The following is a 17715-nucleotide window of genomic DNA, read 5'->3' as shown; positions in this document are numbered from 1 at the left end:
ACGGAAAATTGACCATTTCTTTGCATTTTTGGTTTGAGTTCTAATGAGTAAACTCTTATTATCCATGTTTACAGAATGTTACACTCAATAGAGATTTGTAATGGCTCGAATTACTCAAGTACAGAAACTAGAAAACCAAAAGAACTACGATGAAATCGTACTAAACCTTTTTCTGGCTGAAGGACATGAAGCACTAACTTATGCAAGGATTGCGCAAGAAATTGGCATGAGTTTAACGACGCTTCAGGGCTATTATTCATCGACCCGCGCTATCCGCTCAGTGCTTCACAAGCACATGTTATCGATTGTTATCGAGAGCCTCGACTTCTCGTCAGAGGAGGTGTTTGTTAAATCTTGGCAAGACGCTCTAGATAACGAACGGTTCCGATACGTGATTAAATTGATGTTTTTCCACGCATCACAAGTAAAGAGTCCAGAAGAATTTAATGTCAGTTCAGATGGTCAATTTCGTGAGAAGATGTTTGAGAGCTTTGGTGCAGACTCGGTTCGTATCCTTGAAACTGTCGTAGGTCGCTCAATGTTCTATCTAACGAATTTCAATAAGCATTAAGCAAAACAGATAAAAACAAAAAGGGAGCCTTCAGGCTCCCTTTTTCATATTCTCAGTTTGTTTATCGACCTAATTTAGCTTATAGAAAACCGTCGATAGTGGCGGTAAACGCAGCTCAATCGATGTATCTAGGCCTTCGCTTGCTACTGATTCAATCTCAGCCGTCTGCTTCACTTCAAAGCCACTGCCTGCATAGTCAGCCGAGTCAGTATTCAGCAACAGTGAGTACTTACCTTGTGCTGGAACACCTAAGCGGAAGTGCTCATGAGGAACAGGCGTAAAGTTAGAGACTACCAACACGCGCTCGCCAGACTCACTAATACGCTCATGCGCTAGAACACTTGCTTCAGCAGAGTCTTGAAGACGCCATTCGAAGCCTTTTGGATCGAAATCAAGATCATGCATAGCAGCCTCAGAGCGGTACAGATTGTTTAAGTCTTTGGTTAAACGCTGCACACCTTGATGGCGTTCATAATCTAGCAAGAACCATTGCAGTTGATCGTCATGATTCCATTCTGCCGTCTGACCAAACTCAGCGCCCATAAAGTTCAGCTTCTTACCCGGCTGCGCATACATGTAACCCATGTAAGCACGCAAGTTCGCTGTTTGTTGCCATTCATCACCAGGCATCTTGTCATGGATAGAACCTTTACCGTAAACCACCTCATCGTGAGACAGAGACAATACATAATTCTCACTGTGTGCATAAACCAGTGGGAAGGTAATCGTATCGTGGTGATACTTACGGTTGATTGGATCTTCTTGAATGTAAGACAAGCTGTCGTGCATCCAACCCATGTTCCACTTAAAGCCAAAGCCTAAACCACCCATAAAGGTCGGTGCTGAAACACCTGGGAAAGCCGTTGATTCTTCAGCAATCGTCATCGCGTTCGGGAAGTGTTTGTACACTTCTTCGTTCATCCACTTAAGGGTTGCGATAGCGTCGTAGTTTTCATTGCCGCCGTCAGCATTCGGAATCCATTGGTCATGGCTACGCGAATAATCGAGGTACAACATCGAAGCAACCGCATCAACACGAATGCCATCGATATGGAATTGTTCGAACCAGTACAGAGCGTTTGCTACCAAGAAGCGACGAACATGCTCTTTGCCTAAATCGTAAATGTACGAGTTCCAATCTTGGTGCCAACCACGACGTGGATCGGGATCGTGGAACAATGGCGTACCATCGAAGTTTGCTAAACCGTGATCATCACTTGGGAAGTGAGCAGGAACCCAATCAAGAACAACACCCAAACCAGCTTGGTGACATTGATCGACGAAGAATTTGAAATCATCTGGAGACCCAAAACGACTCGTTGGTGCGAACAAGCCTATTGGCTGATAGCCCCAAGAACCGTAAAACGGATGCTCTGAAACCGGCATCAACTCGACGTGTGTGTAGCCGAGATCCGTTAGGTATGGGATTAGCTCTGCCGCTAGCTCACGGTAGTTTAAAAATTCACCTTCAGCGTTACGCTTCCAAGAACCGGCGTGCAGTTCATAGAACGAAAGTGCCTCTTTACGCTTTTGCGTTACTGGGCGATTCTGCCATTGAGTATCTTGCCACTCGTAGCGAGCGTGATCGTAAGTAACCGATGAAAATGATGGGTATTGCTCTGAGTAAAAACCCCATGGGTCAGCTTTGTGTGGTAAGCCTTCACCATTGGGTCCTTTTAGTTCAAACTTGTATTGAGCGCCTTCTTCCAGTTCAGGAATGAATAGGCCCCACATACCGTAATCTAAGCGTTGCATTGGGTGGCGACGACCATCCCAAGCGTTGAAGTTACCCACCAAACTTGCCGCTGTTGCATGCGGTGCATAGACTAAAAATCGAGTACCCGAAATAACCTGACCATCACGCTCTAAAGTAACAAATTGAGCCCCCATGTGATGGTACATGTCTTTCGGTGTATGAAGATCTTCATAGCTAGCATAGAGTTCATGATACTGGTACGGATCATCAATGATCTGCTCTTCCCCAGCCCAATCCACTGCTAACTTGTAATGGGTAAAACGTAAGTCTCTTTCTTGCTTAAGAATGAAGCCACTTTCACCCTCTCGCGCTAACTCAATACGAGGTTCCTTTCCAACAATCAACTCGACTTTATCCGCCCCTGGAATCCATACGCGTAATGCACCTTGATCAGAAGGTAAGTATGGCCCTAGAAAAGCAAAAGGGTCAGTAAAACAAGCCTGAGATAGTTGGGTATATATTTGTTTTTGCTTTGAAATCGAACTTAGTTCCAAAACGTTTCTCCCTAACCAAACATCCAAAAAATATAATACAAAAATGCCCGCTATTAGTGCGGGCAATATAACGACGGTTTATTCTACCAGATGAGCATTCATTATTGAGTGACCGAGGTTGTAGTTTCGTACGGCGTAAGCAAAAAACCACGTAAATTCAGGCCACTCATAATCATTACTTACCTGCTTTTTCTCGAACGTCTGTCAGCTTAGAAGCGATACGATTTACCCCTTCGTGCGCGAAGATTTCGTCCAAGTTCATTGATAGTTTACGACGCCAGTTAGGGTACTCATCCACGGTGCCGGGAATATTTACTGGCTTGTCCATCTCTAGCCAATCTTCCAGCTGAACGCTAAGTAGCGTTGAACCACCAGCCGCCACGTGCAACTGAAGTGCTTCAGCAAGATAAGAGTCCATCGGTACTTGGCTTGCATCGCGGCCAACACCTTCAGGTAGGAAGCCATGCCATGCCACTGAATCTAAGATACCTTGTTTGCACTCCAGACGGTCATCGAACAAGGTTTCTAACTGTTCTACATCTGGGTATAAACCAATCTCTTGACCCATCTTCAAGTCATCACAGTGCCAGAAGCCACGTAGCGTGGGCATATCGTGAGTACACAGTGCTGCCATCGATTGTGATGCATAGTGTTTTGGTGAGATGAAACCACCATCGTCTTCAGAAGTTTCGAAGAAGAACACTTTGTAAGAATGTACACCTGCATCCGCTAGGATATCGACGATTTCATCTGGTACGGTACCTAAATCTTCACCGATAACGCTACATTGGTAACGATGAGATTCAAGCGCCAGAATCGACAGCATATCCTGCACTGGGTAGTAGATGTACGCTCCTTTCGTTGCGTTCTCACCTTTTGGAATCCACCATAAACGCAGCAGACCTAAAACATGGTCAATACGAAGTGCACCACAGTGCTTCATGTTGGCGCGAAGTAGCTTGATGTAAGCGTCGTAGCTGGTTTCCTGAAGTACTTCTGGGTTTAGTGGAGGTAGACCCCAATTCTGACCCAGAGGACCAAGAATATCCGGTGGAGCACCAATGCTCGCATCCATCACTAGGTTGCCTTCATCAGCCCATGTCTCGCTGCCTGAATCCGCAACGCCTACCGCTAAGTCACGGTACAGGCCAACCGCCATGCCTTTCTCTTCTGCAAGAGACTGTGCATCGTTGATCTGGCAATCCGCTATCCATTGCAGGTACATGTAAAGATGTACTTGCTCTAGGTTCTCTTTGATGTATTTCTGTGTTGCTGGGCTATCGAATGTACGGTATTTCTCAGGAAAGACTGGCCATCCCCACATACCTGAATCTTCAGCATGCAGTTCACCGTGCAATGCATCAAACGCCGCTTGATGCATTAGGCTTTCACCGCCCTCTTCAACGAACGCTAAGAACGCTTGTGCGCGGTCGCTGTTTTTGTCTAGATGACGAGTCTTAAATTCTGCAAATAGCAGAGGTAAGATGCTCATCTTCAGCTCAGACACTTCAGTGTAATTCACCCAGTGCGCTTCACGAGCTTTCTGTAGGCGCTGTTGGAACTCTGCGCTGCCTACGGTTTGTTGTGCTTCTGCACTTAATGCAAATTCAGGTACTGAGCTCACATCAATGTAAAGGATGTTTAACCAACGACGTGAAGACGGGCTGTATGGGCTTGCGCCTTCAGGATTCGCTGGGAACAATGAGTGAATTGGGTTTAGGCCAACAAAATCACCACCGCGAGACGAAATATCCGCAACAAGCTGTTTTAGATCGCCAAAATCACCAATACCCCAGTTGTGCTGAGTTCTTAGCGTGTAAAGCTGAACACTTGGACCCCAAAGCTTTTTACCTTGCTCGATTGGCGCCTGCTTAAAACACGCTTTTGGTGTAATAATCAGTGTCATCTCGTAAGGCTTTTTACGGCGCTTACGACTCACGATGAGCTTGTGATAACCCCATGCCAAATCACTTGGCAGTGCAAACACTAAAGGGCCACCCTCGGCACGCTCATCACGAACGACTTGAGATTGAAGATAGCCTTCAAGTACCTCTCCTTGCTCGGTCTCTAAGCGCCAGCTGAACTCGCTTTCACGAGCACTAACACCTAAATTCAACGCCACTTCTACTGGCTCACCATCACGCAAGACAAGAACTGGGTCTAGTACATCTTTTTTGTGTTTTCTTTCTGCTGATTTAAGCAGTGCATCATCGCTGCTTGTATCGTAGCCCAATGAAGCCAATAGAGACGTAATCGTTTCGTCTGATACCTGTGCTTCATCGCCCCACGCACTAACGTAACTGTCGGCAATATTTGCCATTTCTGCGACTTGTTTTAATACGGTCTGTTCTTTCATCGCTCTCTCCGAAAACGTTCTAACGCTTTCAATTTTTGTAGGGTTGTCTATTTAATTTTTTACTAATCAATTAGCTTGTGACAATCAGTTTGTAAGCATCGCTATCTGAATAAGCCGTCTGTTTGCTCACAAGCTAATTGAGCCAAGGCAGAAACTGCCTTGGCTACTTTTAGAACTATTAACGTTTAACGGCTTCTAGTTTCCAGATGTTGTTCACGTAGTCGCGGATTGAGCGATCTGATGTGAACTTACCAACCAATGCTGTGTTAAGAATCGCTTTCTTAGCCCAACCTGCTTGGTCTTTGTATTGCGTGCCCATGTCTTCGTGTGCTTTCACATAAGATGCGAAGTCAGCTAGACATAGGTAAGGGTCACCGCCGTCTAGTAGGCTATCAAATGTTGCACGTAGAAGGCCTGGTTGACCTGGAGAGAACTCATCGCCAGTCAATAGGTCCAGAGAAGCTTTCAGTAGTGGGTCTGCATTGTAGTAGTCGTATGGGTTGTAACCCTGAGCTTTCAATGCAACAACACCGTCAACGTCTAGGCCGAAGATGTAGATGTTTTCATCACCAACTTCTTCACGAATCTCAACGTTTGCACCATCCATCGTACCGATAGTTAGAGCGCCGTTTAGAGCCATCTTCATGTTGCCCGTACCCGATGCTTCTTTACCAGCCAGTGAGATTTGCTGAGAAACGTCTGCTGCAGGGATGATGATTTCAGCCATGCTTACACGGTAGTCAGGGATGAATACCACTTTCAGCTTGTTACCGATGCGAGGGTCGTTGTTGATCTTCTCTGCAATCTTGTTAACCGCGAAGATGATTTCTTTTGCTAGGTGGTAACCCGGTGCTGCTTTCGCTGCGAAGAAACATACGCGTGGCTCACACTCGAAACCAGGTTCATTAAGAATACGGTGGTACAGAGATAGAATGTGTAGCAAATCTAGGTGTTGACGCTTGTATTCGTGTAGACGCTTGATTTGCACGTCGAAGATAGCGTTCGTATCTAGCTCGATACCCATGTTCTCTTGAACCCAATCAGCAAGGCGCTGTTTGTTTTCTTTCTTAACAGCCATGAATTCTTTTTGGAATTTCGCGTCTGTTGCAAACTTAGCGATGCCTTCAAGCTGCTCAAGTTTTGCTGGCCACTCAGTACCGATCTTGCCAGTGATTAGCGTAGATAGACCTGGGTTACAGAACTTCAACCAACGACGTGGCGTGATGCCGTTCGTTACGTTAGTCAATTTGCCTGGGAAGATTTCGTTGAACTCAGGGAACAAGTCTTTCTTAACCAGTTGAGAGTGAAGTGCAGCTACACCGTTTACTTTGTAAGAACCAATCACACATAGGTTTGCCATGCGAACCATACGGTGGAAACCTTCTTGGATGATAGAAAGCTTAGCTTGCTTCTCACCGTCACCAGGCCACATCTTGCGAACTTCTTGCATGAAGCGGTGGTTGATTTCAAAAATGATTTCCATGTGACGTGGAAGAAGACGGTTGATCAAAGATTCAGACCAAGTCTCTAGTGCTTCAGGAAGTAGCGTGTGGTTCGTGTATGCGAACGTATGAGCACTGATTTCCCATGCTTGATCCCAAGATAGACCTTTCTCGTCGATTAAGATGCGCATTAGCTCAGGAATCGCAATCGTTGGGTGCGTATCGTTAAGCTGAATCGTTTCTTGTTTAGGCAGATCTTCTAGAGAGAAACCTGCTGCCTCGTGACGACGTAGAATATCGCGAACAGACGCTGCTGAGTGGAAGTACTGCTGCATTAGGCGCAGTGTCTTACCTTTCTCGTGGTTGTCATTCGGGTAAAGTACTTTAGTGATGTTACCTGCATCGATTAGCGAGTGTTGCGCTTCAAAGTAATCACCGTTGTTGAAGCTTGCTAGTGAGAATGGTGCAATTGCCTGACATTCCCAAAGACGCAGCGGATAAACCGTGTTTGACTCGTAACCTACGATTGGTAGATCCCAAGGCATTGCTTTTACTTCCATACCTGGAACCCAAGTACGAACTTCTTTACCGTCGATGTATTCAACTTCTACATGACCGTAAAAACCAATGTGTTGTGCTAGTTCTGGACGAGCAACTTCCCATGGGTAACCCTCAACACCGCGCCACGCGTCTGGTGCTTCTTGTTGGCGACCGTCTTGGAAAGACTGTTTGAATAGACCGTATTCGTAGTGAAGACCGTAACCTACTGTTGGGTATTCTTGAGCGGCACAAGAATCCATGAAACAAGCAGCAAGACGACCAAGACCACCATTACCTAGTGATGGGTCGCGTTCTTCTTCTAGAAGGTCTGTTAGGTTTTGACCTAGCTCTTCCATTGCATGAGTGATCTCTTCGTATAGACCCATGCTGATTAGGTTGTTACCTGTAAGACGACCAATCAAAAACTCTAATGAAAGGTAGTTAACGCTTTTCGCGTTTTTAATTTTTTCATCGTTTTCAGTTTCTAGCAGGTCGAATGTTGTGAGTTCTGCTAATGCGCGACCCATTGCTAGGTACCATGCGCGGCTATCCGCGTTTTCAATCGTTGTTGCGTAGGTTGCAGATAAATGCTTCTTAACGCTTTCTTGGAACGACACTTTATCGAAAGTTTTTTGCTGAGTTGGTTTCATTTCAGAAATCTCGCTTTTAATAGTTCTAATTCATCTGTGACATATCGTGCATGGTCACCATTAACTAAACATCCTCCCGCCCGTACGACTAACTAGGAGTAGATGAGAGGGCGTAGGGGGCGTACCGACATAGGGTTAGTGATCTGACTCTCATGTTCTGAATGAGAACAAAAACTTGGAGTGACTGGGATCACAAGCTCCCGTTCGATAACTTAACTTCAAATGATGTGACTTTTATTTAACCCATTTGAAGTCATTGCCAAATCTGAGTTTCAGATCACGAAAATATTTTCTGCCTCTCATCTTTTGCAGAGAAACATGTGTAGGTAAGGACAAAGTCACATTCACAAACCACCCCGCAAGGTGAGCAAAGTCACAAATAAAGGGCGTAGAACACTAAAAACATGCAGGAGTGCAAGGTTTCTGAGGAGGATCATAGTCGGTAACGTTTTGCTTCACGTAATATGAGTAAAGACTTAAGTAATCAGGCTAATATCATAGGACTGTACTCAACGATAGATTGAGATATTCCAGAACATAGCCACGGAATAGGTGTAAAACTTCGACATGTGGATCCCTTCGAAACTGACTCGTCCCGGCCGCTTACACAATGCAATCCTGCGACCTAGAGTTCTCGATCTGCTTCAGAATGCAGATTGCTACAAGCTCGTACTGTTCCGCTCTCCTGCGGGTTATGGCAAGACCACTATGGCTGCGCAATGGCTGGTAGATAAACCCAATGTGGGTTGGTACAGCATTGACGATAGTGACAATGATGCCTTTCGCTATATCAACTACTTACTTCAATCACTTAACAAAGCGACTCAAAATGCCTGTCCTAATGCCCAAAAACTGGCAGAAAAGCGACAGTTTTCATCACTGCATTCTTTGTTAAGCGAAGTGTTCGCCGAAATGTCTGAATTCCACCAGGAATGTTTCCTTGTGCTGGATGACTACCACTTAGTTAATAACGATGACATTCACGAGGCGATGCGCTTTTTCCTCAAGCACATGCCCGACAATCTAACGCTTGTTGTGACTAGCCGTGGGACACCACCACTTGGTACCGCAAACCTTCGCGTTCGTGATTTGATGATTGAAATTGGCAACGACTCTCTGGCTTTTGATACTGAAGAGACGACGCGTTTCTTCAATCAACGTGTCGCTGATGGCGTAGATGACACCACCGCTGGCAGTATCTGTACTTATGTTGAGGGGTGGCCTTCGGCGTTACAACTTATTGCCCTTCAAGCTCAACATCAAAAACGCACGCTGGCGCAATCGGCAGAATCTTTCTCTCACTTTAACCATGCCCACCTTTGGGATTACTTGGTTGAAGAAGTATTCGACCTACTGGATAAAGAAACCCGACAATTCTTGATGCAGTGTTCAGTGCTTGACCATTTCAATGACGAATTAGTCTGCGCGCTTACACAGCGTGAAGACGCGCTCGGTATGATCGAATCACTCAACCGATTTGGTCTATTTATCTACCCTCTTGAAGGCGAGAAGAACTGGTACCGATTCCACAATCTGTTCGGTGAATTCCTTGCCCACGAGCGCCAAGCTCGAATTCCACAACAAGAAGCCGAGTTGCACAGAAGTGCCGCTAAAGCGTGGATCAAACAGAAAACGCCTCACCAAGCACTGCGACATGCACAACGTGCAGAAGATCCAGAGCTGATCATTCAAATTCTGACGGAACACGGTTGGCCGATGTTCAACCAGGGTGAGTTATCTTCGTTAGAGATGGCGATCAAACAGCTAACCACGGATCAGCTATACAGTGAGCCGAAGCTATCTATGCTACGCGCTTGGCTGGCACAAAGTCAGCATCGCTATGATCAAGTGGGCACTCTTTTAGAAGAAGCGGAAACTCAGTATCAAGCTCGAAACATCGAACTGGATACTCAGCAGCAAGGTCAATACAACGCCCTGCGTGCGCAAGTTGCTATTAACAGCAATGAGCCTGAAAAAGCATTGGAATTAGCCGAGCTTTCACTAAGCCAGTTGAACACGACCGTTTATCGTAGCCGTATTGTTGCGACCTCTGTTGTTGGTGAAGTGAACCACGTAATGGGTAACCTGAGCCGTGCTCTGCCGATGATGCAACAAACGGAAAAACTGGCTCGCCAGTATCAGGTTTACCATCAAGCACTGTGGGCAATTCTGCAACAAAGCGAAATCCTGATTGCCCAAGGCTATGTTCAAGCGGCCTTTGAGCTACAAGACAGCGCGTTCAAATTGATTGAAGAACACCAGCTGCAATACGTGCCCCTGCATGAGTTCTTACTGCGTGTTCGAGCTCAAATTTTCTGGTGTTGGAACCGATTAGATGAAGCAGAAGAGTGTTGTTATAAGGGCTTAGACATCCTTGGCCACCACTCACCAAGTAAGCACCTGCACAGCTACTCTATGCTGGCTCGTATCTCGCTTAGCCGTGGTGAAATTGATAAAGCATCTAAGTTTATCGACCAAATTCAGCACTTGTTACGCCAATCAACTTATCACGTGGATTGGACAGCGAATGCATCGCTTTCATTGATCTTATTCTGGCAGGTAAAAGGTGATAAAGACGCCATCCGTGACTGGCTAAGTGTTGCAGTTCGACCTGAATCGGCGAGTAACCACTTCTGTCAGCTTCAGTGGCGAAATATCGTAAGATCTCACATCATTCTTGAGCAATATGAAGAAGCGGAAGAAGCACTGACCTTCCTGAAAAGCGAAGCACAGCGTTCACACCTGATCACGGATACCAATAGAAACTTGATTGTTGAAGCCGTGCTGCGCACACAGATCAACGATGAAGATAGCGCTCGTGTATTGCTTGAAGAAGCGCTTCATATGACCAATCAAACCGGAATGGTAGGTAACTTTTTGGTCGACGGTGGCACTATCGGGCACATCTTGGATAAGTTGAGTAGCAAGCCAGGCCTTGGCGATTTAGAACGTCACCGTGCTCAGCAGATCATGAAAGATATCTCAACAACTCAACGTAGCCGTTCGGTTCACTTCGATGAAGACTTTGTGGAAAATCTGGTTAATCACCCGAATATTCCAGAACTTGTGCGCACTAGCCCACTCACCCAACGGGAATGGCAGGTGCTTGGTCTGATCTACTCTGGATTCAGTAATGAGCAGATCGCTCAAGAACTTGACGTAGCAGGTACCACTATCAAGACTCACATCCGTAACCTTTACCAAAAGCTAAACATTGCCAACCGTAAAGAAGCGATCAGCACAGCAGAAAACTTGTTGCAGTTGATGGGATACTAAAACGGATTCGAGATTCGTGAGAAAGCAGAAGCTAGTCACTAATGGTGGCTGGCTTTTTTTTCGCTTGGACATTCAGGAAATAGCAGACAACAGAGCGCAGAGAACCAAATGACAGGCAAAAAAATAGCCAACCGCAATAATCGCGATTGGCTCTATATATATGTGAACAAATCAAAAGTTCACTAACAACGTCAGTTGGCTAGGTGACCCTCGGCTTAAGAAGGGTCAATCTATACAATGCAGTTAGCGTGCCAACTTTAATTTGGCGTTTTATAAGCTCTGCATCGCATAAAACCCTCGAATTTAACATGCGAATTGCAAAGTGCATTTGCATAATGCAACCATGATGCAATATCGATAAGAGACCAGTTTCATCGCTATCCTTAATGACAAATCACTAAGTGCTTGTATTTTAAATATTAGGCAAATGTTCAGTTCAACTTATTGCCTTACAATTAAGAAGGTAATAAAAGCGCCTCGCTAAAGGCATATTCATACTTTTTTTACACTAAAGTTTGTATACTGCACAAAATCACCCTCAACTCTATGAAGCAATGAACTACTTAAGTACTTTTTTCAAAGGCATGGCAATGGGCGCAGCCGACGTTGTCCCTGGCGTGTCGGGCGGAACCATCGCATTCATCACTGGTATTTACGATACCCTGCTAGAAAGCATTCGCAGAATTAACCCTAGCGTTCTTAGCTTATGGAAACGCGAAGGCTTCAAAGCTGCGTTTAACCACATCAACGGATTTTTCCTGATTTCACTGTTCGCTGGCGTTTTCACCAGTATTGCGACATTCGCAAAACTGATTTCTTGGTTATTGGTCACGCACCCGGTTCCTTTGTGGTCGTTCTTCTTTGGCCTTATCTTGGTGTCGGTTTTCCATATTCTTAAGCAAGTAGAAAAACGCGATATGATTCGATTCGTATTTTTGCTGCTTGGTGTTGCCTTCGCTTATAGCATTACTGTGCTTAAGCCTCTGCAAATGGAGCCAACCAGCATTAACTTGCTAATTGCGGGCGCGATTGCGATATGTGCCATGATCTTACCTGGTATCTCCGGCAGCTTTATTCTATTACTGATAGGCATGTACAGCCCTGTATTAGGTGCCGTAAAAGAGTTCCAAATCGATGTGCTTGCGCTATTTCTTAGTGGCTGTGTGCTTGGGCTACTGACTTTCTCTCACGTACTTTCTTGGTTATTGCGCTCATTCCGCGACTTCACATTGGTATTCTTGACTGGTTTGATGATCGGTACGCTGCCGAAGATTTGGCCGTGGAAAGAAACGATCAGCTGGCGTACAAACTCTAAAGGTGAGCAAGTTCCTCTGATTCAAGAAAACCTATCCCCGTTCGACTTTGAAGCAGTGACCTCTCAGCCTTCTCAGTTGGTGTTGGCAATTGTGATGATGCTTGTAGCGATTGCTCTGGTCCTTGGGTTAGAGAAATTTGCAGAGCGCAACGCGGACTAGCTATTCAGAAAACAAATGGGAAACGTGTTACATGGATGAGTCCCGTAAATACTGAGTTCAACATCCCTATTATTTAAATAAAAGCGAAGCCTATGGCTTCGCTTTTTTAGTTCTACCATACGCACAAAATTGCTTTTTGATACAAGCACGTATTGAGGGGTGTGATAACATCGCCGCTCTTATAAAATTAGATGAGAACACGACATGCACTCTGCATTAAAGGTTGCTGCTCTTGGGATCGCTCTCGTGGCAGGCTTTTATGGGCCGCAAGCAATTCAGCAATTTAAATCAGCGATGGAGCAAACCTCTGCTGACGTTAACTTAGATGATTATTGCATGCTTTCAACCACATCGTGTGAGCAAAATGCGGTTGCCATGACACTCGATAGTGAAACGGCTCAGCCACTCGTTCCAAGCAAAATCAAAGTAGTTTGGGAAGGCGCAGCTTCTGACACATTAATGCTGTCACTTATTGGCTTAGAAATGGAAATGGGATCTGCGCGTTTTCAATTAAAGAGCATTGGCAATAATACCTATGAAGGTGATGTAATTTTACCTGTATGTACTTTAGATAAAATGACATGGGTCGGTGAGCTCACTGATGGTGTCGATACTGTAAACCCTGCAATAAGGATGGCAAGATGAGTAGAAATTGGTCGTTAGCATTGGTTGTCGCTTTTGTACTTGGCTTTGGTGTCAAAAGCTATCTTGATGGACAAAACGAAGTTCAAGAACAACACGCAGCAAAACAAGAGTTCTCCGCAACGACTCTTTTCGGCAAGGACAACCAGCCAACGGAAATCTTTGACCAAACCGATGACAGAATTCGCATCGTTTACTTCGGTTTCACACGTTGCCCAGATGTCTGCCCTACTTCTTTGGCGATGTTAGCCGGAGCACTTAACCAAGTCTCTGACGAAGCAAAAGCGAAAATTCGCCCGATGTTTGTTTCGCTTGATCCTGAACGTGATGCAGCAGAAGCCTCTTACGAATACGCGCAATACTTCCATCCAATGATGGAAGGGTTAAGTGGCCCGTTAGATGTGACAACAACGCTTGCGCATAACTACGGTGTTATTTTCAGAAAAACAAAGCTTGAAGGTTCAGAGTTGGAATACACCCTCGACCACAGCTCATATTTTTATTTTTTAAAGCCCGACGGCACACTGATTACCAAAGTGCCGCATACGTTAACGCCAGCGCCAATTGTTGAGGCCATCAACAAATTGACGCAGTAAAACGTAAAAATAAAGAACTTACTCAATAAAGTTCGAACTAAAAAAGTCAGGTCCCAGACCAAAACATAAAAACTAAGGACAACAACATGAAGTTAAAAGCTCTTGCTCTAGCAGGCTTACTGCTTGCACCTCTTGCTCATGCTAAAGGTGACATTATGGTTCACGACGCTTACGCTCGCGCAACACCACCTTCAGCGGTCAACAGCGCTGTTTTCACCACCCTAATGAACCACAGCGATAAAGAACGCTCTATCGTAGCGGCAACGACACCTGCAGCAGGTAAAGTAGAACTTCATGATGTCATCATGGATGGCGATGTAATGAAAATGCGCCAAGTTCAGCAGATCACGATCCCTGCAAATGGTGAAGCGGTACTTAAACCGGGCAGCCTACACATCATGTTATTCGATCTAGCAAGCAGCTTAAAAGAAGGCGAGAAAATCGAAATGACACTGACTTACGCAAACGGTGAAACTCAGACATTCGATGCACCAGTGAAGAAAGTAATGAGTGGCATGAAAAAGATGGATCACGATCATCACTAATTTGGCACCACTTGATGTTCAACGATACTGATTATAAGTAGAAGTGAATATCAGACAAAATTAGACAAAATTAGACAAAATTAAGCCACGATGACTTCTCGCCATCGTGGCTTTTTGTTAAACTGAGTTCGCTTTCTATTTGAAGCCTGAACCCATTAATAACCCAAGGAGAATAGAAGATGATTGTAATCAAAACACTAAAACTGGCAGTAAAAGTAACGCGTTAATTTGTTTGGTTAATCCAACTTAAATATCGATCGACCAACATCTCGTCACCCGTGACGACCGTACACTTTTACCCGGTTTACTATTGATCCTTAAGAGATCAGTCCCTCATGCCAATAGCGCATGACTAAATCCGGGGTCCTATCTATTTGAATTCGACCCAAGCTCAAAACATTTTTGGCGTCTCGACGCTTTTTAATTTCAGCAACTCTTTTTGGTCTCATTAACTCTTTTGATCTCATCAACAAATAAGAGATCTCACAAGAAGTTAATGCTCTCATAAGACTTTAATGCTCTAACAAGAAAAGAAAGCTCGCACGTCTGGGTAAATAAACATGAATTCACAAACAGCATTTTCTCATCCAATGCCACTTCAACAGCTTGGATGGCAACCTGTATTCCAGCAACAACTGACACTCGAAGACTATGACCAATCCGTCATTGCTCGTATTACCGCGCACCATCGCAGTGGCTATACTCTTGCGTCAGAACAAGGCGAAATCGTTCTACCCGTTCATCAAAACCAACCTGCAATGACAGTTGGCGACTGGGTGATATTAAACGCTGAGCTACAATTTGACCGCTTGCTAGAACGTCAGTCGATCTTCAGCCGTAAAGCGGCGGGCAGTCGCGTAGCAGAACAGTACATTTCAGCCAATATCGATACCGTGTTTATCGTGGTCTCGTTAAACAATGACTTTAATCTGAGCCGCATCGAACGCTATCTAGCGCTCGCCAACGAAGCGCAGGTTGAAGCGGTTATCGTCCTCACCAAGAAAGACTTGTGTGACGACTACGAAGACAAAGTACAACAAGTGCAAAGCTTAGATTCGATGTTGATGATCGAGGCGGTGAACAGCCTAGACCAAGACTCGACTCAAGTATTGTCGCCTTGGTGTAAAACAGGCAAGACCGTTGCTTTAATGGGTTCATCCGGTGTAGGTAAATCGACCTTGGTCAACTCATTGCTTGGTGACTTTCAGCAAGCTACTGGTGGCATTCGAGAAGACGACAGTAAAGGTCGCCACACGACAACATCACGATCATTGCATTTATTGTCATCTGGAGGCTTGTTGTTAGATACACCGGGAATGCGTGAGCTACAACTCGCCGATTGTGCCGAGGGTGTAAGTGAAACGTTTTCCGATGTGGAAGAGTTAGCGATGCATTGTCGCTTCTCTGATTGCAGCCATGAGTCAGAACCAGGATGCGCAATACGCAAAGCCATTGAAAGCGGTGAGCTTTCTGAAAGACGATTCTCTAACTATGAGAAGCTACTCAGAGAGCAAGCAAGAAATGGAGCGTCATTGGCAGAACAGAGAGCGAGCAGTAAACAGCTTTCTAAAATGTACAAAACCGTGCAATCGGAGAGCCGTAATATCAAGAAATCGTCTAAATAACCGTTTCTTAGATTAGGTTTTACAGCACATAATTAAGCCCCATGTCCCTATCGCGCCTTAGCTTATCTAGCTTATTAATGCATTAGGCTTGGGGCTTCTTTGTATTAACAGGAACTCGATGGGATCATTTCTGCACACAATGATCTCGTGAATGGACACTGACACCACTCTCACCAGAACATTGACCCGAATGAGTATTATCACGCAGATTTATATCTCAATCAGAGCACAAAAAATTAACATTTAGCTCTAAAAACACCACGTAGCGCAAACAATCACCCTAAATCTAAACTATTCCTAGACACTCCGTAGGATCCCGCTAATATGACCGCCCATTCCACTAGTGTATAGTTGGATTTGGTACAACTTTATAAAAAGATACATCACTATAATAAATTAACAATTGCAGGTATTTTATGCAAAATCACAACATGTTCGCCCGCATCGCTCGTGGAAATCTCGTTCTACAGATCCTTGCTGGTATTGTTTTCGGTGTCGTTCTCGCCATGGTTTCTCCATCAGCTGCTCAAGATGCAGGTCTACTAGGTAGTCTGTTTGTTGGTGCGCTGAAAGCTGTAGCCCCAATTTTAGTCTTCATTCTTGTAGCAGCTTCTATCGCAAACCAAAAGAAAGGTCAGCATACTCATATGCGTCCAATCATTGTGCTTTACCTGATTGGTACGTTCTCTGCTGCACTAACAGCAGTAGTATTGAGCTTCATGTTCCCAACCACGTTGACTCTGGTTGCTGGTGCTGAAGGTGCGAACCCTCCTCAAGGTATTGCTGAAGTTCTTCATACCCTTCTATTCAAGCTTGTCGATAACCCAGTTAGCGCGCTAATGAACGCGAACTACATCGGTATTCTTGCTTGGGCAATCGGTCTTGGCCTTGCACTGCACCACGCATCTGCAACAACCAAAGCGGTTTTCGAAGACCTAAGCCACAGTGTTTCACACATTGTTCGCTTCATTATCCGTCTTGCACCATTCGGTATCTTCGGTCTTGTTTCGACTACGTTCGCAACAACAGGCTTCGATGCACTGGCAAGCTACGGTCAACTGCTAGCAGTTCTCTAAGCTCAATGCTGATCATCGCACTTGTGGTTAACCCTCTGCTTGTCTTTGTGAAAACAAAACAGAACCCATACCCACTTGTACTACAATGTATTCGTGAGTCTGGTGTAACGGCATTCTTCACTCGTTCAAGCGCTGCAAACATCCCAGTGAACATGAACCTTTGTAAGAAGCTAGAACTAGATGAAGATACTTACTCTGTATCAATCCCTCTCGGCGCAACGATCAACATGGCGGGTGCTGCAATCACCATCACTGTGTTAACACTTGCTGCTGTACACACAATGGGTATTGAGATTGATATCTTCACTGCAATCCTACTAAGCCTTGTTGCTGCTGTATCTGCATGTGGCGCATCAGGTGTTGCAGGCGGTTCACTACTGCTTATCCCACTAGCATGTGGCCTATTCGGTATCTCAAACGATGTAGCGATGCAGGTTGTAGCGGTTGGTTTCATTATCGGTGTGATTCAAGATTCAGCTGAAACAGCGCTTAACAGCTCAACAGACGTCGTGTTCACTGCGGCTGTATGTAAAGCTGAGCAAAACAAAGCTTAATTAAGCTCTTAGGTATTAGCTTTAGCCTTTGGCTCTAAGCTCTAAGCTCTAAGCTCTAAGCTCTAACAGCAAATAGCACATAAATAAAAAGGGAAGCATCAGCTTCCCTTTTTTGAT

Annotated in this window: 10 protein-coding genes and 1 pseudogene; 8 read left to right on the top strand and 3 right to left on the bottom strand. The window is 45.0% G+C overall.

Going from position 1 to position 17715, the window contains the following annotated elements; all coding sequences use genetic code 11:
• The first annotated feature begins 100 nt into the window (after positions 1-100).
• Positions 101-571: a TetR/AcrR family transcriptional regulator gene (locus AC3CKG_RS21025; protein ID WP_488529277.1), complete on the top strand. Its 471-nt coding sequence runs from the start codon at positions 101-103 to the stop codon at positions 569-571.
• Between the two features lie 69 nt (positions 572-640).
• On the opposite strand, the gene glgB is transcribed toward AC3CKG_RS21025, so the two are convergent.
• The 3 genes from glgB to AC3CKG_RS21010 all read right to left on the bottom strand — a co-directional run bounded on the left by glgB (position 641) and on the right by AC3CKG_RS21010 (position 7809).
• Positions 641-2821: a 1,4-alpha-glucan branching protein GlgB gene (gene glgB / locus AC3CKG_RS21020; RefSeq protein WP_017108942.1), complete on the bottom strand. Its 2181-nt coding sequence runs from the start codon at positions 2819-2821 to the stop codon at positions 641-643.
• A gap of 175 nt (positions 2822-2996) precedes the next feature.
• On the bottom strand, positions 2997-5177 hold the full coding sequence (gene malQ / locus AC3CKG_RS21015) for a 4-alpha-glucanotransferase (RefSeq protein WP_102279798.1): 2181 nt from the start codon (positions 5175-5177) through the stop codon (positions 2997-2999).
• Between the two features lie 178 nt (positions 5178-5355).
• On the bottom strand, positions 5356-7809 hold the full coding sequence (locus AC3CKG_RS21010; protein WP_017108940.1) for a glycogen/starch/alpha-glucan phosphorylase: 2454 nt from the start codon (positions 7807-7809) through the stop codon (positions 5356-5358).
• Between the two features lie 567 nt (positions 7810-8376).
• Between AC3CKG_RS21010 and malT the strand changes: the two genes are divergently transcribed.
• From malT to sstT, 7 genes and pseudogenes are all read left to right on the top strand, one after another.
• Positions 8377-11085 (top strand): HTH-type transcriptional regulator MalT, encoded by a 2709-nt coding sequence (gene malT / locus AC3CKG_RS21005; RefSeq protein WP_099167012.1) that lies wholly within the window; start codon positions 8377-8379, stop codon positions 11083-11085.
• A gap of 554 nt (positions 11086-11639) precedes the next feature.
• A complete protein-coding gene (locus AC3CKG_RS21000; protein ID WP_488529276.1) occupies positions 11640-12560 on the top strand; it encodes a polyprenyl-phosphate transporter in 921 nt (306 codons plus the stop codon).
• A gap of 204 nt (positions 12561-12764) precedes the next feature.
• Positions 12765-13205 (top strand): hypothetical protein, encoded by a 441-nt coding sequence (locus tag AC3CKG_RS20995; RefSeq protein ID WP_488529275.1) that lies wholly within the window; start codon positions 12765-12767, stop codon positions 13203-13205.
• The gene (locus AC3CKG_RS20990) at positions 13202-13798 is read left to right on the top strand and encodes an SCO family protein (protein WP_004732104.1); all 597 of its coding nucleotides are present in this window, start codon (positions 13202-13204) and stop codon (positions 13796-13798) included. The genes AC3CKG_RS20995 and AC3CKG_RS20990 overlap by 4 nt, the downstream gene beginning before the upstream one ends.
• Before the next feature lie 86 nt (positions 13799-13884).
• Positions 13885-14343 (top strand): copper chaperone PCu(A)C, encoded by a 459-nt coding sequence (locus AC3CKG_RS20985; RefSeq protein WP_017108936.1) that lies wholly within the window; start codon positions 13885-13887, stop codon positions 14341-14343.
• Between the two features lie 560 nt (positions 14344-14903).
• Positions 14904-15968: a ribosome small subunit-dependent GTPase A gene (rsgA, locus tag AC3CKG_RS20980; protein WP_488529274.1), complete on the top strand. Its 1065-nt coding sequence runs from the start codon at positions 14904-14906 to the stop codon at positions 15966-15968.
• Positions 15969-16384: 416 nt separating this feature from the next.
• Positions 16385-17598 (top strand): annotated as a pseudogene (gene sstT / locus AC3CKG_RS20975) (serine/threonine transporter SstT).
• Positions 17599-17715 lie beyond the last annotated feature (117 nt).

Source organism: Vibrio sp. QJM3NY_15 (assembly GCF_057785995.1).
Note: the sequence above shows the minus strand (reverse complement) of the source record. Positions and strands in the feature narration are given on the sequence as shown.

Excerpts from the sequence above, each read along its gene's own strand:
- AC3CKG_RS21025 (WP_488529277.1), top strand. The coding sequence starts at position 101 with ATGGCTCGAATTACTCAAGTACAGAAACTAGAAAACCAAAAGAACTAC.
- malQ (WP_102279798.1), bottom strand. The coding sequence starts at position 5,177 with ATGAAAGAACAGACCGTATTAAAACAAGTCGCAGAAATGGCAAATATT.
- AC3CKG_RS21010 (WP_017108940.1), bottom strand. The coding sequence starts at position 7,809 with ATGAAACCAACTCAGCAAAAAACTTTCGATAAAGTGTCGTTCCAAGAA.
- malT (WP_099167012.1), top strand. The coding sequence starts at position 8,377 with ATGTGGATCCCTTCGAAACTGACTCGTCCCGGCCGCTTACACAATGCA.
- AC3CKG_RS21000 (WP_488529276.1), top strand. The coding sequence starts at position 11,640 with ATGAACTACTTAAGTACTTTTTTCAAAGGCATGGCAATGGGCGCAGCC.
- AC3CKG_RS20995 (WP_488529275.1), top strand. The coding sequence starts at position 12,765 with ATGCACTCTGCATTAAAGGTTGCTGCTCTTGGGATCGCTCTCGTGGCA.
- AC3CKG_RS20990 (WP_004732104.1), top strand. The coding sequence starts at position 13,202 with ATGAGTAGAAATTGGTCGTTAGCATTGGTTGTCGCTTTTGTACTTGGC.
- AC3CKG_RS20985 (WP_017108936.1), top strand. The coding sequence starts at position 13,885 with ATGAAGTTAAAAGCTCTTGCTCTAGCAGGCTTACTGCTTGCACCTCTT.
- rsgA (WP_488529274.1), top strand. The coding sequence starts at position 14,904 with ATGAATTCACAAACAGCATTTTCTCATCCAATGCCACTTCAACAGCTT.